This window comes from Salegentibacter flavus, assembly GCF_900115145.1.
Lineage (GTDB): Bacteria > Bacteroidota > Bacteroidia > Flavobacteriales > Flavobacteriaceae > Salegentibacter > Salegentibacter flavus.
The window spans coordinates 154656-171673 of the sequence record NZ_FOVL01000002.1 but is presented as its reverse complement, the minus strand read 5'-3'; the positions used below and the strand labels follow the sequence as shown (position 1 = coordinate 171673).

General features: G+C 41.6%; 11 protein-coding genes and 1 tRNA gene. 3 read left to right on the top strand and 9 right to left on the bottom strand.

The window, feature by feature from the left end; genetic code table 11:
• Positions 1 to 15 precede the first annotated feature (15 nt).
• Positions 16 to 1290: an L-lactate MFS transporter gene (locus BM266_RS03020; RefSeq protein WP_093405681.1), complete on the top strand. Its 1275-nt coding sequence runs from the start codon at positions 16 to 18 to the stop codon at positions 1288 to 1290.
• Positions 1291 to 1492: 202 nt separating this feature from the next.
• On the opposite strand, the gene BM266_RS03015 is transcribed toward BM266_RS03020, so the two are convergent.
• The 6 genes from BM266_RS03015 to BM266_RS02990 all read right to left on the bottom strand — a co-directional run bounded on the left by BM266_RS03015 (position 1493) and on the right by BM266_RS02990 (position 4843).
• Positions 1493 to 1566: transfer RNA gene (locus BM266_RS03015), tRNA-Thr, on the bottom strand.
• Positions 1567 to 1577: 11 nt separating this feature from the next.
• The gene (locus BM266_RS03010; protein ID WP_093405678.1) at positions 1578 to 1844 is read right to left on the bottom strand and encodes a hypothetical protein; all 267 of its coding nucleotides are present in this window, start codon (positions 1842 to 1844) and stop codon (positions 1578 to 1580) included.
• Between the two features lie 76 nt (positions 1845 to 1920).
• The gene (locus tag BM266_RS03005) at positions 1921 to 2376 is read right to left on the bottom strand and encodes a peroxiredoxin (RefSeq protein ID WP_093405675.1); all 456 of its coding nucleotides are present in this window, start codon (positions 2374 to 2376) and stop codon (positions 1921 to 1923) included.
• Positions 2377 to 2787, bottom strand: coding sequence for a 6-pyruvoyl trahydropterin synthase family protein (locus BM266_RS03000; protein ID WP_093405673.1), 411 nt, complete (start codon positions 2785 to 2787; stop codon positions 2377 to 2379).
• On the bottom strand, positions 2784 to 3302 hold the full coding sequence (idi, locus tag BM266_RS02995; RefSeq protein ID WP_093405670.1) for an isopentenyl-diphosphate Delta-isomerase: 519 nt from the start codon (positions 3300 to 3302) through the stop codon (positions 2784 to 2786). Before idi ends, BM266_RS03000 begins: the two co-directional genes overlap by 4 nt.
• Before the next feature lie 56 nt (positions 3303 to 3358).
• A complete protein-coding gene (locus tag BM266_RS02990; protein WP_175494744.1) occupies positions 3359 to 4843 on the bottom strand; it encodes an OmpA family protein in 1485 nt (494 codons plus the stop codon).
• Between the two features lie 262 nt (positions 4844 to 5105).
• On the opposite strand from BM266_RS02990, the gene BM266_RS02985 reads away from it, so the two are divergent.
• Both BM266_RS02985 and BM266_RS02980 read left to right on the top strand, forming a co-directional pair.
• A complete protein-coding gene (locus BM266_RS02985; RefSeq protein WP_093405665.1) occupies positions 5106 to 6695 on the top strand; it encodes a peptide chain release factor 3 in 1590 nt (529 codons plus the stop codon).
• Positions 6696 to 6808: 113 nt separating this feature from the next.
• Positions 6809 to 8176: an alanine/glycine:cation symporter family protein gene (locus BM266_RS02980; protein ID WP_093405663.1), complete on the top strand. Its 1368-nt coding sequence runs from the start codon at positions 6809 to 6811 to the stop codon at positions 8174 to 8176.
• Positions 8177 to 8228: 52 nt separating this feature from the next.
• Here the strand turns inward: BM266_RS02980 and BM266_RS02975 are convergent, their stop codons facing one another.
• From BM266_RS02975 to rpoB, 3 genes are all read right to left on the bottom strand, one after another.
• The gene (locus BM266_RS02975; RefSeq protein WP_081211366.1) at positions 8229 to 8546 is read right to left on the bottom strand and encodes a DUF3467 domain-containing protein; all 318 of its coding nucleotides are present in this window, start codon (positions 8544 to 8546) and stop codon (positions 8229 to 8231) included.
• A 171-nt stretch (positions 8547 to 8717) separates the two neighbouring features.
• Complete coding sequence (rpoC, locus tag BM266_RS02970) at positions 8718 to 13019, bottom strand: DNA-directed RNA polymerase subunit beta' (protein WP_093405660.1); 4302 nt, start codon at positions 13017 to 13019, stop codon at positions 8718 to 8720.
• 79 nt (positions 13020 to 13098) lie between these two features.
• Positions 13099 to 16911 (bottom strand): DNA-directed RNA polymerase subunit beta, encoded by a 3813-nt coding sequence (rpoB, locus tag BM266_RS02965; RefSeq protein ID WP_093405657.1) that lies wholly within the window; start codon positions 16909 to 16911, stop codon positions 13099 to 13101.
• Positions 16912 to 17018: the final 107 nt, after the last annotated feature.

The window sequence follows — 17018 nt, the reverse complement described above, 5'->3', positions numbered from 1 at the left end:
AAAACCTGAGTTTCTATGCAAAACCCTGCTTTAAAAAACCGATGGCTTATCGCCTTATCTGCCATTGGGATCCATCTTTCCATTGGTGCTGCCTATGCCTATAGTGTATATACCATCCCCCTCACCGAAACCATGGGGTGGACAGTTTCTTCGGTAACTTTGGCCTTTACCTTTATGATGGTACTTGGAGGTGGAGCTGCAGCTTTGTTTGGTAAATTTGTGGAAAGAAGTGGCCCGAGAAAATCGGCCATGCTGGCTGCAGTTTTATTTGGATTGGGCCAGGCAGGTTCTGGGCTTTCGGTCGCCATGGATTCTCTACCACTTTTTCTTCTAACCTACGGAATTTTAAGTGGTTTAGGATTAGGAATTGGATACATTGCTCCGGTTTCAACCCTGGTGAAATGGTTCCCAGACCACCGTGGCCTCGCAACTGGAATGGCCGTTTTAGGTTTTGGTACAGGAGCCTTAATAACAGCCCCGGTTGCTGCTTATTTGATGGAAAATCTCAGTATCCCTGTCACCTTCTACATTCTTGGATTCAGTTATTTTCTGTTAATGACCCTCGCAGCACTTTATATTGCTCCGCCTCCCAAAGGCTGGCTGCCGCAGGGCATGAAAGACGCTGTGAAGGCAGGTACCAGGAAGATCAAAATTGACCTGACACAGTCTACCGGAAAGGAAGCTGTGAACAGCAGGCATTTTTGGATGCTCTGGACTATGATGTTAATTAATACCAGTGCAGGGATCATGATGATTTCGGTTGCTTCTCCAATGGCCCAGCAGGTGGTGGGATTATCGGCAGGCGCTGCAGCAACTATGGTAGGGATCATGGGAATCTTTAACGGAGCCGGCCGAATTGGGTGGGCAGCGGCCTCCGATTATATTTCAAGACCGGTGGTTTTTATCAGCTTTTTCATTATTCAACTGGTAACTTTCCTCACCCTTCCAATAATCACCAGCGTGATAATTTTCCAGGTCCTTATTTTTCTTGTGGTAAGTTGTTATGGAGGCGGATTTTCAAATCTCCCGGCTTTTATTGCTGATCTCTTCGGAACAAAGGAACTAGGAGCCATCCACGGCTATCTTTTAACCACCTGGTCCCTGGGCGGATTAATTGGCCCTACTCTGGTCTCTCAAATCTACACCCGCACCGGAAGCTACATCCCGGTTTTCTATGTTTTTGCAGTATTGATCGCAATAGCTTTCATTATTTCAATATTGCTCTTTGCAGATATTAGAAAGGTAAAAAGAAAAAAATCACACCAAAATGCTGTTTCAGCCGAAGCTTAATTAATTGAGACAATAATATATCTAAATTCCCTATTTAACTTTCAACAAAAAAAACTCTCCAGGGAAAGATTTCAATTTAGAGCCGATGGAGGGACTCCCTTCGACTACAGCAGCAAAAAAAGCTGCTTCCGCTCAGGACAGGCTTCTCGTCCCTCAGTATAATCCATAAAAAAAACCTCTCTTTTGAGAGGTTTTGAAATTGAGCCGATGGAGGGACTCGAACCCACGACCTGCTGATTACAAATCAGCTGCTCTAGCCAGCTGAGCTACATCGGCAAAAAACGCTCTTATAAAGCGTTTATCTTTCCTACAAGGTCTTGTGCCTTAGTTTCAAGTTCTTTTTCTATCCCTCTAAAATGTTGCTTTTTATTCTCAACATCCTTCTGGTTTATTTTCACGATAAGCTCATCAAAAGTGGTTATCGCTTCATCAACGATCTCTTCAGTTTGCTTAGGATCTTGTTTTGGGTTTGCTAATTGGTTTATGTAAGCGGCTTCAATAATATCGCCTAACACATAATTCACATCCCTTTTTAATAGTCTTTTACTTGCCATAATGCTTAAATTTCGGCTGCGAATTTAGTCTATTTTTCGTTATCAATGGCTGAAAATAAAACAATTTTCTTTTTAATTAGTTTTGAAGATTTTCTCTCAGGGCCTTTAAGGCTTCATCTATATGTTTACTGGAATTCAGACTATTAAATCTAAAAATCAACTTGCCAGCTTTATTAAACACAAAGGTTTCTCTGCCAGGAAGGAGCCCCAGCAAATTTGATTTCACACCAAAGGCATTTCGGGCTTTCTTTTCGGGATCAGAAAGTAAAAAAAAGGGCAATTGATGTTTAGCTTTAAATCTGGAATGTGATTCCTGGGAATCGGAACTCACGCCAATTACCTCAGCACCAATATCTCTGAAATCTTCATAGCTATCCCTGAAACCACAGGCTTCTTTAGTGCACCCTGGGGTGAAATCTTTAGGATAAAAATAAACCACTATTGCTTTATCGGTATTACGGAAGCTAAATTCGTTATCACCTTCATCTTTCAGGCTTAATTCGGGCACCTGATCTCCAATTTTCAACCCCATTTATTCTCCGTTATAGGTTACAAAATTCCTCGGGGTTTCATAAAGTGTTACCTCAAGCTTCAGCTCAGGTTTTAATTTGCTGCGGAGTTTATTCCAGATCACTACTGCAATATTTTCGGCGGTTGGATTCAGATTCTTGAATTCAGGAAGTTCTTCATTGAGATTTTTATGATCGAAAGGAACTTCTACCTCTTCGTAGATCAATTCTTTCAGCAATTTCAGGTCCATCACAAAACCGGTTTCCTCATCAATCTCACCCTTAACAGAAACCACTAGTTCATAATTGTGCCCGTGGTAATGAGGGTTACTGCATTTACCAAAAACGGCTTCATTCTTAGCCTGGTCCCAGTCTTTCCGGTAGAGCCGGTGTGCAGCGTTGAAATGGGCTTTTCTGTGTACAGTTAATCTCATTGCTGAATATGTTTGTAGTATTTATCGAAGATTATTTTAAACCATTCGGTGTAATCATCGGGGTGCTCCTCCATATCCCTTTCAATATCCTCCAGAGACATCCATTTCCAGTCGGCTACTTCGTGGCGATTAGGCTTGGGATCTTCATTATATTGCCCAACCAGAATATGATCATATTCGTGCTCGGTAAGGCCGTTATCAAAAGGAGCGCGGTAAATAAAGCTAATGGTTTCCTTAAGATCTGTAGTAAAGCCCATCTCCTCCATAAGTCGACGTTTTCCGGCGGCTATGTTGCTCTCACCTTCCCTTTGATGGCTGCAGCAAGTATTGGTCCACAAACCCGGAGAATGGTATTTTTCAAGGGCTCGCTGCTGGATCATCAATTCATTTTTATCATTAAAGACAAACACTGAAAATGCTCTGTGCAACAAAGCTTTTTCGTGGGCTTCTATCTTTTCCATCAAGCCTATTTGCTCGTCTTTATCGTTAACCAGTATTACTTTTTCTTTTTCCATTTCTTTCTTTGTTTGCCAAAAGTACAAATCGACCTCAGGATTAACAAGGCGTTTTATTATAATTGCAGGTCTTCTTCCCCGTTATAAATTCTACAATCAATCGACAGAATAAATTCTGATCTACGGTTGACTTCGTGTTGTTTTTCACTACAGGGAATACCATTTTTACAGTTGTTAACCAGTTCGGTTTCACCATAACCTCTGCCGGATATTCGATGTTCTTCCACGTCTTTTTCTATGAGAAAATCACGGGTTGCTTCTACTCTGTCATCAGAAAGTTGCTGATTGTAAACATCGTTTGCCCGGCTGTCTGTATGGGAGCGAATATCCAGCAGAATCGCGGGATTCTTCAGCATGAATTCAGCAATTTCAGTCAATTGTGGTTTCACCTTATCCCTGATTATAGATTCATCCAGATCAAAATGAATGGGATGGAGATTAAGAATTTCGGTAAGATCATCGCCTATTTTCGCCCCCACATTTCTTTTATTGGAATCCCTGCTTTTAAAACTTACCAGGTTTTCTTTCCTTTTAATTTCAGTAGCATAAAAACTCCAATTGAAAAATGCTCTCATGGCAGCTACATGTTCCTCAGTTTCTCCATAAATGCTGTGCCCGGCCTGATACATCACCAGGCCATTCTCAGTATTATCAAAACCATGGCCGTAAATACTGACCGCTGCTTCTCCATTAGAAATATCAGGAATATCCGGGGCATCAGGATCAAAAACCAGAACCTTAGCTCCAGATCGCCATTTATTGATGCGCTTGGGGAAAAATATTCGTTCAGAACCGTTTAGATGTGCTTTATCAGGGCTGCCAAGATATTGTGCGACTGGATCTGACGGAAAAGCATTTTTATATGGTGGTGTGCCGTGCCGATGGTCTCGAAAAGGAACAAGCCCTGCACTTCGGGCACCGGGAAATCCCGCCGATAAAAAATTAAGCTGAATTAGCTCCTCTGATTCTTCCGCTGTGCCGGAAAGATTCTCAAGGATACTGGCAGCGTGACATCCCGCCCAGATCGCACCTTTATATTTTTGATTCCAGTAATAAAGGTTTTTATGGGTTTCGAATTTTGGATCGGCATGAGGCAACACAAAAATATCGTCACAAACTCCAAGTTCAGCAGGGGTCTTCCAGTTTGATACCCGGGCTCCACCATATGCTGAAGATGGAATGCCTGCAGCTTGAAAAAAGGGAACAGCAATATACCCGTTTTCCTTATCCAGTGTCCACCTTGGCGGAATCGTTAAACTGGTAAACACTGGAAGTACCAGATCCTCCTGCATTTTTTGAATTACCACTCCCTTGAGCTCCCAAGCTTCAAAAGTTTCTCTTACCCCGACAGTCACGTAAGAAACCGGAACCAGAAATGCGCCCGAACGATAGTCCTTCTCCCTACAGGAAAAATCAATGCCGTCCTTTTCCTTATTGGGATTTATAATCCATTTGACGTCTACATCGTGATTTTGTAAAAGCTCATATAAAAGACCATAAGGCTTCAGGGCATTTTGATGGCTTTGTGGCCGTTCACCCATATTAATTATATAAGAACCGGTTGAAAAATTTTGTTGCAGATTCTGGCCCTTCAGTGGCAGTAATATCACTGAAAACAGAAGAAAAAGTATTAAGGTCAAAAAGCGCCCCATAATTGGTAAAAATACACATTGTTGGCTGGTATAATTCGGTTTATATCTAATTTTTAACGCTATTTTCTGAAGAAGGTTTAAGCAATTAACCACTTTCCCTTTCAGGGAAATTCCCGAAAAAACTGTACTTTTGCAGCCTTAAAAATTAAGAATGAAGAGCTTTCAGAAAGAGATTAGCAGACGAAGAACCTTTGGAATTATTTCTCACCCCGATGCCGGTAAAACCACACTTACAGAAAAATTGCTCCTTTTTGGAGGAGCCATCCAGGAAGCAGGTGCGGTAAAATCAAACAAGATCAAAAAAGGCGCTACCAGCGACTTTATGGAAATTGAACGGCAGCGTGGGATTTCGGTTGCTACTTCAGTCCTGGGCTTTGAATATAAGGACATAAAAATTAATATTCTGGATACGCCCGGTCACAAGGACTTTGCTGAAGATACCTTCAGAACCCTAACCGCGGTAGACAGTGTCATTGTAGTTATTGATGTAGCCAAAGGGGTGGAGGAACAAACCGAAAAACTGGTTGAAGTTTGCCGGATGCGTAACATTCCAATGATCGTTTTTATCAATAAACTGGATCGTGAAGGGAAAGATGCCTTCGAATTGCTGGATGAAATTGAGCAGAAACTCAATCTCACCGTGACTCCCTTAAGTTTTCCTATTGGGATGGGCTACGATTTTAAAGGAATCTATAACATCTGGGAGAAAAATGTCAACCTTTTTACCGGAGACCCGCGTAAGGATATTGAAGAGACGGTAGAAATCTCCGATCTCAACTCTGAAGAGCTTGATCAATTAATCGGAAATACCGCCGCCGAAACCCTTAGGGAAGAACTGGAACTCGCCCAGGGAGTATATCCTGAATTTGATAAGGTAGCTTATCTTGAGGGGAATTTACAACCTGTATTTTTTGGTTCGGCTTTAAATAATTTTGGAGTGCGCGAGCTACTGGACTGTTTTATTGAGATTGCTCCAAAACCACGTCCCAAAGACAGCGATGTCCGTACCGTAAAACCAGATGAAGACCAATTCACGGGTTTCGTATTTAAGATTCACGCCAATATGGATCCGAAACACCGGGACCGTCTGGCTTTTATTAAGATCGTATCTGGAAAGTTCGAAAGAAACAAGCCTTACCTTCACGTAAGACTGGGGAAAAACCTGAAATTCTCCAGTCCAAATGCATTTTTTGCTGAAAAGAAAGAGATTGTAGATGTATCTTATCCCGGAGATATTGTGGGGCTTCACGATACCGGAAATTTCAAGATCGGGGATACTTTAACCGAAGGTGAGTACCTTAATTACCGAGGAGTTCCAAGCTTCTCCCCGGAGCATTTCAGGTATATCAATAACGCCGACCCGATGAAATCCAAACAACTGGAAAAAGGAATTGACCAATTAATGGATGAAGGGGTTGCCCAACTCTTTACTCTTGAAATGAATGGACGTAAAGTAATTGGCACTGTAGGAGCTTTGCAGTTTGAAGTAATTCAATACAGACTGGAACATGAATATGGGGCGAAATGTACTTACGAAAACCTGAATGTCTATAAGGCCACCTGGATAGAAGCTGAAGATGAGAAAAGTGAAGAATTCAAGGATTTTAAAAGAGTAAAAGCTAAATTCCTTGCTAAAGACAAACAAGGTCAGCTGGTATTTTTTGCAGATTCCCAGTTTTCACTACAGATGACTCAGCAGAAATACCCATCCCTCAAATTTCATTTTACTTCTGAATTTTAATTAAACAAATACCCTGATTACTAACCCCTAAGCCATACTCAGTAAATAAACCCAGGATGGCTTCCTATTAAATAGAAGTTAATTTCATATATTTTCACCGCAAACCTGATTTTATGAGTGAAATAGATGAAATTGTTGCCCAGTTTGCTTCTGCAGTCTGGGGTGTTCCCTTAGTGATCTTATTAATTGGAGGTGGTTTATACCTACTTATCCTTTCCAGGTTTTTACCCTTCCGTTACCTGGGTCATGCGCTTGAAGTTCTCCGTGGAAAATATAACAATCCCAACGATCCCGGGGAGATAAATCACTTCCAATCCCTCTCTACCGCCCTCTCCTCTACCGTAGGAATGGGGAATATCGCAGGGGTGGCTGTAGCAATAGCTATTGGAGGTCCAGGCGCAATCTTTTGGTTGTGGGTTAGCGCAATAGTTGGTATGGCTACAAAATTCTTCACGAACAGCCTTTCAGTGATGTACAGGGGCAGGGATACCCAGGGAAATATCCAGGGTGGTGTAATGTATTATATCGTGGAAGGACTTGGTAAAAAATGGAAATTTATGGCCATTTTCTTCAGCGTGGCAGGACTTATCGGCGCTTTGCCGGTTTTTAACGTAAATCAACTCACACAGGCCATTAACTTTATACTTCTTGAGCCAAACAATGTGCCCACAGGTTTTATAACTAATCTTATTATTGGAATTATCCTTGTTATCATAACCTCAATTGTTATTCTGGGAGGCCTTAGCAGGATAGGTTATACTGTTTCCAAACTCGTCCCGGCCATGGTAGCACTTTACTTTTTTTCAGTATTAATTATTCTGTTTGTTAATTATGAACAGGTGCCCTATTATCTTTCCCTGATTTTCACCGATGCTTTTGCCGCTGAAAGTTATAAGGGAGAACCACTTCTGGGAGGGGTTTTAGGTGGATTAATCTTACTGGGAATCAGAAGAGGTGCATTTTCCAATGAGGCAGGGATTGGAACAGCTACAATGGCTCACGGAGCCAGCAAGACCTCAGAACCCATCAGGGAAGGCCTGGTGGCGATGATGGGGCCGGCAATAGACACTTTATTGGTTTGCACATTAACCGCGCTTACAATTCTTGTAACAGGCGTGTGGCAAACCACAGATGTTAATGGAGTAAGTCTCACCGCAGCCGCTTTCGATGCCTCTATTCCTTATGTAGGAAGTTATTTGCTGTTATTGTGTATTGCGGCATTCAGTATTTCCTCACTTTTTTCCTTTTCTTACTATGGAACAAAATGTCTTTCTTTCCTGATAGGCGCAGAAAGAAAGCACTATTATAATTACTTTTATATTATAAGTATTATCGTAGGAGCGACCACTTCCCTGAGTATGATGATTAACCTCATAGATGGTTTCTTTGCCCTTATGGCAATTCCAACCATGATTAGTACGCTTATCCTGGCCCCAAGAGTAATGAAAGAAGCTCGGATCTACTTTAAAAAATACAAATAGAATTTAGAAAAAAACCCCACTTTTATCAAGTGAGGTTTTTCTTCTTTTCTCTTTAAGCCTGACCAGTAGGACCGAAATTGAGTGGGATAGGTGACTTTTCAAAATCCTGGATTTCTCCATGGGCTTTTTCAAACCGCTGCACATTGTCTCCCAATGCCTTGAGCAAACGTTTCGCGTGTTGCGGAGTGAGTATAATTCTGGATTTCACCTTACTTTTAGGTTTCCCTGGCATAATATTTACAAAGTCGATAACGAATTCTGAAACCGAATGATTTATGATTGCAAGGTTGGAATAGGTTCCTTCGGCTACACTATCGTCCAGTTCTATATTTATTTGTCCTTTTTTTGGCTGTTTTTTTTCTTCACTCATAATGCTGATTATTATTTAATTTCTCTGGTGGTTAATGTTTAAACAAAAGCCGGAATCAATTTTATGAAAATTCAGGCTATCACTAAAATACAAAAAATCCCGTCCAGATAACTATCGGGACGGGATTAAAAAAATTCAGGGCCGCTAATGCAACCCTGATTATATGTGAAATTAATTATAATTAACTTCTTGCTTACGCTCAAGCCTTTCGTCAAATTCCTCTTTAGAACCAACAATAATGCTGTCGTACTCGCGCATTCCCGTACCTGCAGGTATTCTATGCCCTACAATTACGTTCTCTTTCAAGCCTTCAAGTTTATCGATTTTTCCGCTAACCGCAGCCTCATTAAGAACCTTGGTAGTTTCCTGGAAGGAAGCTGCCGAAATAAACGACTTGGTTTGAAGTGATGCTCTGGTAATACCCTGTAGTACAGGTTTTGCAGTTGCAGAGGTCACATCTCTAGCCGTAGCCAGATTCTTATCCTCTCGTCTTAAAAGAGAATTCTCGTCTCTTAAGTCACGTGGAGAAATAATCTGCCCTGGCTTAAGGTTCTCTGATTCTCCGGCATCTTCAACTACTTTCATTCCGAAGACCTTATCGTTTTCCTCGATGAAATCTGATTTATGAACAAGTTGATTTTCAAGGAAAATAGTATCCCCAGGATCCTGGATTCTAACTTTACGCATCATCTGTCTCACAACTACCTCAAAGTGCTTGTCATTAATCTTCACACCTTGTAGTCGGTAAACTTCCTGTACTTCATTTACCAGATACTGTTGAACAGCATTTGGTCCTTTGATATTAAGAATATCTTCTGGAGTTACAGATCCGTCAGAAAGTGGCATTCCCGCACGTACATAATCGTTTTCCTGAACAAGGATCTGGTTAGAAAGCTTAACTAAATATTTCTTAACCTCACCAAGTTTGGATTCCACGATAATCTCACGGTTACCACGCTTGATCTTTCCGAAGGAAACAACACCATCAATCTCACTTACAACAGCAGGGTTGGATGGGTTACGGGCTTCGAACAATTCGGTTACCCTTGGTAGACCACCGGTAATATCACCTGCTTTAGAAGATTTACGCGGTATCTTAACAAGGATTTTACCTACCTTGATCTTATCACCGTTATCTACCATAAGGTGAGCCCCCAGCGGCAGGTTGTAAGAACGGATCACTTCATCTTTTTTACCAAGAATATGAAGTGTTGGAATGAGCTTTTTGTTTCTTGATTCAGAAATTACTTTTTCCTGGAATCCGGTTTGCTCATCTATTTCAACCTGGTAGGTTACCCCCTGCTCCACGTTTTCATATTTGATTTTTCCGGCAAATTCAGAAATAATAACTCCGTTATATGGATCCCACTGGCATACAATGTCGCCTTTTTTAAGCTCTGCTCCATCATTGATAAAGATCTGAGAACCATAAGGAATATTACTGGTACTCAGCACCACTCCGGTTTTCTTGTCCTTTATCTTAAGTTCAGCTGTTCGTGAGATCACTATTTCAGCGTTGCTACCATCAGGAGCTTCACCTTTAACTACTTTAAGGTCTTCAATTTCGGCAATACCGTCTAATTTAGCCTCAAGTTTATTGTCTTCTGAAATGTTTCCTGCAATACCACCCACGTGGAAGGTACGAAGTGTAAGCTGGGTTCCCGGCTCCCCAATTGACTGGGCAGCAACAACTCCAACAGCTTCACCTTTTTGAACCATCTTGTTGGTAGAAAGGTTTCTTCCGTAACATTTTGCACAGATTCCCTTTTTAGCCTCACAAGTAAGCGGAGAACGAACTTCTACACTTTCTATTGGTGCAGCATCTATTTTCTCTACAACCTCATCGGTTATTTCTTCTCCGGCTGAAACTAGAAGATCTCCGGTTGAAGGATGGTTTACATCATATAAAGAAATTCGTCCCAGGATTCTTTCACCTAAAGATTCAACAACTTCCTCATTTTTCTTAAGTGGCTTTACTTCTACTCCTCTTAATGTACCACAATCTTCTTCGTTTACGATAACATCCTGGGATACATCCACAAGTCTACGTGTCAGATATCCGGCATCGGCTGTTTTAAGAGCCGTATCAGCAAGACCTTTCCGGGCACCGTGGGTAGAGATAAAGTATTCAAGAATTGAAAGTCCCTCCTTAAAGTTAGAAAGAATTGGGTTTTCAATAATTTCACCACCACCGGAACTAGACTTCTTAGGCTTAGCCATCAATCCACGCATACCGGTTAACTGACGAATCTGCTCCTTAGAACCACGCGCACCGGAATCAAGCATCATATACACCGAGTTGAATCCTTGCTGATCTTCTCGAATTCGCTTCATCGCTAATTCGGTAAGTCCTGCGTTAGTAGAGGTCCAGATATCAATAACCTGGTTATATCGTTCATTATTAGTAATTAGACCCATATTATAGTTTCCTATAATACCTTCGACCTGTTCGTTGGCTTCATCGATCATTGACTGCTTTTCTTCAGGAATAATAATATCCCCTAGGCTGAATGAAAGACCACCGCGGAAAGCAAAACCATATCCCATATCCTTAATAGAATCAAGGAAATCGGCAGTTTCAGGTACACTGGTTACTTTTAGTATCTTTCCAATAATGTCTCTAAGAGATTTTTTGGTCAGTACCTCGTTAATATAACCAGCTTTCTCAGGTACAGCTTCGTTAAAGAGCACTCTACCAACCGTAGTTTCAATAACCTGGAGAACAAGTTCCCCGGCTTCGTTAAAATCTTTGGTTCTAATCTTGATTAATGCATTCAGGTCTACCCGCTTCTGGTTATAAGCAATTACAAGTTCTTCAGCAGAATAGAAGGTAAGACCTTCCCCTTTAACCTTCACTTCGTCGGTAGAAACTCTTGATTTGGTCATATAATAAAGACCAAGTACCATATCCTGAGACGGTACCGTGATAGGAGATCCGTTTGCAGGGTTAAGTATATTGTGAGATGCCAGCATTAATAACTGTGCTTCCAGGATGGCTTCTGGCCCTAGAGGAAGGTGAACTGCCATCTGATCCCCGTCAAAGTCGGCGTTGAATGCCGTACATGCAAGTGGGTGCAGCTGGATAGCTTTTCCTTCAATAAGTTTAGGCTGGAAGGCCTGGATTCCCAAACGGTGAAGTGTAGGGGCACGGTTAAGCAATACAGGGTGCCCTTTAAGAACGTTCTCAAGGATGTCCCATACTACCGGCTCTTTTTTATCTATAATTTTCTTGGCAGATTTAACTGTTTTTACAATTCCTCTCTCGATAAGTTTTCTGATCACGAAAGGTTTGTAAAGTTCGGCTGCCATATCCTTCGGAATACCACATTCGTACATCCTCAATTCAGGTCCAACAACAATTACCGAACGCGCGGAGTAATCTACACGCTTACCAAGCAGGTTCTGACGGAAACGCCCTTGCTTACCTTTAAGCGAGTCTGAAAGTGATTTCAGCGGACGGTTAGAATCGGTTTTTACTGCTGAAGATTTTCTGGTATTATCAAATAATGAATCTACCGATTCCTGAAGCATACGTTTTTCGTTACGTAAAATTACTTCAGGAGCTTTGATCTCCATCAACCTTTTCAAACGATTGTTACGAATAATAACCCTTCTGTAAAGGTCATTTAAATCTGAAGTCGCGAAACGTCCACCATCAAGAGGAACAAGCGGGCGCAATTCCGGCGGAATTACAGGCACCACTTTCATGATCATCCATTCAGGAAGATTTTCGCGGTTGTTATTGGCATCACGGAAAGCCTCTACAACCTGAAGACGCTTAAGCGCTTCAGTTTTACGTTGTTTTGAGGTTTCGTTATTAGCCTTGTGCCTTAACTCATAGGAAAGTTCGTTAAGGTCAATTCTTCTTAAAATTTCGATAAGACACTCCGCACCCATCTTGGCGATGAATTTGTTCGGGTCGTTATCATCTAAATAAAGATTTTCCTGCGGAAGGGTATCCAGAATGTTAAGGTACTCTTCTTCGGTAAGGAAATCCATTTTCTTCAATGGTTCTCCTTCTTCGTTTTTGGCGATACCCGGCTGAATTACTACGTAGCGTTCGTAGTAAATAATCATGTCCAGTTTTTTGGACGGCAGGCCAAGTAAATAACCTATTTTGTTTGGTAAAGAACGGAAATACCAGATATGTGCTACAGGAACTACCAAATTGATGTGCCCCACACGATCTCTACGTACTTTCTTCTCGGTTACTTCTACCCCACAACGGTCACAAACAATTCCTTTGTAGCGTATTCTTTTATATTTACCGCAGGCACATTCATAATCCTTTACAGGACCAAAAATACGCTCACAAAACAAACCGTCACGCTCTGGTTTGTGTGTACGATAATTGATAGTTTCCGGTTTAAGGACTTCACCGCGGGATTCTGCGAGGATAGATTCCGGGGAAGCTAAACCGATAGAGATCTTATTGAATCTCTGTATTGTACTCTTATCATTATTTCTAGCCATAATAACTGCTGCTATAATTATTGTGAAAATCCTGTTTTAAGGGGACACCTCAGGCGTCCCCGTGTTCTAAAACAGTGTATTATTCTTCTAACTTAATATCCAATCCAAGACCTTTCAATTCGTGCATAAGTACGTTGAAAGATTCTGGAAGTCCCGGTTCTGGCATAGGCTCGCCTTTTACGATTGCTTCGTAGGTTTTTGCCCTTCCTATCACATCATCAGATTTCACGGTCAAGATCTCGCGCAGGGTTGCAGAAGCTCCATAAGCTTCAAGTGCCCAAACCTCCATCTCACCAAAACGCTGGCCACCAAACTGTGCTTTACCACCAAGAGGTTGTTGAGTAATAAGTGAATACGGTCCGATAGAACGTGCGTGCATCTTATCTTCGATCATATGCCCTAGTTTCAGCATATAGATCACACCAACAGTTGCAGGCTGATCAAATCGGTCTCCGGTCCCACCATCATATAGATAAGTATGACCAAAGCGTGGAATTCCTGCTTCATCGGTAAGCTCATTGATCTGGTCAATGGTCGCCCCATCAAAAATTGGAGTTGCATATTTCTTACCAAGCTTTTGTCCTGCCCATCCAAGTACCGTTTCATAGATCTGCCCGATGTTCATACGCGATGGTACCCCAAGAGGGTTCAACACGATATCCACAGGAGTTCCATCATCAAGGAATGGCATATCTTCCTGGCGAACGATTCTTGCAACAATACCTTTGTTACCGTGACGTCCTGCCATTTTATCACCTACTTTTAGTTTACGTTTCTTAGCGATATAAACCTTAGCAAGCTTAAGGATTCCTGAAGGAAGCTCATCTCCAACAGAGATGGTAAACTTCTCTCTTCTCAGGTTACCCTGAAGATCGTTTTCTTTGATCTTGTAGTTATGGATAAGATCGGCCACCAATGCATTAAGGTGGTCGTCTGTAGTCCAGGTACCGTGAGTAAGGTGGGTATAATCGTCTACAGCATTAAGCATTTTAAGGGTATATTTCTTCCCTTTTGGCAATACTTCTTCTCCTAAATCGTTTTGGACACCCTGAGCCGTTTTTCCGCCAATAATAGCGAACAACTTGTCTATAAGCTCTGCTTTTAGATTGGCGAATTTAGCATCGTACTTCTTCTCAAGCGCTGATACATCTTCTTTATCCTGAGCACGCTTACGCTTGTCTTTAATTGCTCGGGCAAAAAGTTTTTTCTCAATCACAACCCCGTTAAGCGATGGGGAAGCTTTTAGAGAAGCATCTTTTACATCTCCGGCTTTATCTCCAAAAATAGCTCTAAGCAATTTCTCTTCAGGAGTTGGATCGCTTTCACCTTTAGGAGTAATTTTACCGATAAGAATATCGCCGGGTTTAACTTCGGCACCAATTCTAATCATTCCATTCTCGTCAAGATCTTTGGTTGCTTCTTCTGAAACATTAGGAATATCATTTGTCAATTCTTCGTTACCTAATTTGGTATCCCGAACTTCCAGGGAATATTCATCGATGTGGATAGAGGTGAAAATATCTTCCCTAACCACCTTTTCAGAAATTACAATCGCATCCTCAAAGTTATATCCTTTCCAGGGCATAAAGGCAACCTTCATGTTTCTACCAAGAGCAAGTTCCCCCGCTTCAGTAGCATATCCCTGACATAAAACCTGTCCTTTGGTTACTCTGTCTCCAACACTAACAATAGGTTTAAGGTTGATGGAAGAGCCCTGATTGGTTTTACGGAATTTAATAAGATTGTAAGATTTTGAATCACTATCAAAGCTTACCATTCGTTCCTCTTCGGTCCTGTCGTACTTGATAATGATTTTCTTCGCGTCTACATATTCTACTTCTCCTTCTCCTTCAGCATTTATCAATACACGGGAGTCTGTAGCTACCTGGCGCTCTAGTCCGGTCCCTACAATTGGGGAGTCGGCTCTTAACAATGGTAATGCCTGGCGCATCATGTTAGATCCCATCAAGGCACGGTTGGCATCATCATGTTCCAGGAACGGGATTAGCGAAGCCGAAATCGAAGAGATCTGGTTTGGAGCAACATCGGTATAATGAATCTCTTTTGGATCTACTACCGGGAAGTCACCTTCCATACGGGCAATAACTCTGTCTGTATCAATCGTTCCATCTTCTGTAAGAGGAATATTAGCCTGAGCGATTTTCTTATCTTCCTCTTCCTCTGCGCTTAGATAAATGGGTTCTTCTGAAAGGTTCAGTTTTCCTTCGCTAACTTTACGATAGGGAGTTTCAATGAATCCCATTCCGTTAACCTTGGCATATACTGAAAGCGAAGAAATCAGACCGATGTTAGGCCCTTCTGGTGTTTCAATGGGACAAAGTCTTCCGTAGTGGGTATAGTGAACATCACGAACCTCAAAACCTGCTCTCTCTCTGGAAAGACCACCTGGCCCAAGAGCTGAAAGACGACGCTTGTGAGTGATCTCAGCAAGCGGGTTGGTTTGGTCCATAAACTGAGACAACTGGTTGGTACCAAAGAAAGAGTTGATCACAGAAGATAGGGTCTTCGCGTTGATCAAATCGATTGGGGTAAAAACCTCATTGTCACGAACGTTCATACGCTCACGAATGGTACGAGCCATACGGGCAAGTCCCACTCCAAACTGCTGAGACAATTGCTCACCAACAGTTCTAACACGACGGTTGGAAAGGTGGTCAATATCATCGATCTCAGCTTTCGAGTTAATTAACTCGATAAGATATTTTACAATGGTAATGATATCTACTTTGGTAAGCACCTGCTTATCCATAGAAACATCAAGACCAAGTTTTTTGTTCATTCTGTAACGCCCAACTTCTCCAAGGCTGTATCGCTGATCTGAGAAGAATAGTTTGTCAATAATACCACGTGCAGTTTCTTCATCTGGTGGCTCGGCATTACGTAATTGACGGTAAATATGCTCTACCGCTTCTTTTTCAGAGTTGGTGGGATCCTTTTGAAGGGTGTTATGAATAATAGCATAATCTCCGGTGGAGTTATCTTCTTTATGAAGAAGAATGGTCTTGGTTCCGGTTTCAAGGATTTCCTCGATATGCTCTTTTTCAAGTTCGGTATCTCGGTCTAATACGATCTCATTACGTTCTATTGAAACCACCTCTCCGGTATCTTCATCTACGAAATCCTCATACCAGGTGTTCAACACACGAGCGGCCAGTTTACGGCCTAATACTTTTTTAAGTCCTGTCTTAGAAACTTTTACCTCTTCTGCAAGGTCAAAGATCTCAAGGATATCTTTATCACGCTCAAATCCGATAGCACGGAAAAGGGTGGTAACAGGTAATTTTTTCTTTCTATCGATATAAGCGTACATAACGCTATTAATATCGGTAGCGAATTCTATCCAACTACCTTTAAAAGGAATTACACGGGCAGAATAAAGTTTGGTTCCATTCGCATGGAAAGACTGTCCAAAGAAAACCCCGGGAGAACGGTGCAATTGAGATACTACCACACGCTCTGCGCCGTTGATGCAAAAAGTACCGCTAGGGGTCATATAAGGGATGGTTCCCAAATAAACGTCCTGTACGATAGTTTCAAAATCTTCATGTTCAGGGTCGGTACAATAAAGCTTTAATCTTGCTTTAAGTGGTACACTGTAAGTGAGGCCACGTTCAATACATTCCTGGATGGAATATCTTGGCGGGTCCACAAAATAATCTAAAAATTCTAGTACAAATTGATTACGGGTGTCCGTAATAGGGAAGTTTTCAAGGAAGGTGTTATAAAGGCCTTCGTTTCCCCGCTCCTCTGATTTGGTTTCTAATTGAAAGAAATCCTGAAATGACTTGATCTGGATATCCAGAAAGTCAGGGTAATCAGGCCTGTTCTTTACAGAAGAGAAACTCACTCTTTCAGTTTGCTTTGCTAACATCAATGGACGGATTATAAATTATATAAAAAAACTGCGCGTTATAAAGCTTTAGCTCTATATACGCAAAAGGGTTTAGACCTTCAGGAGCGAATCCTGAGGTCTAAACC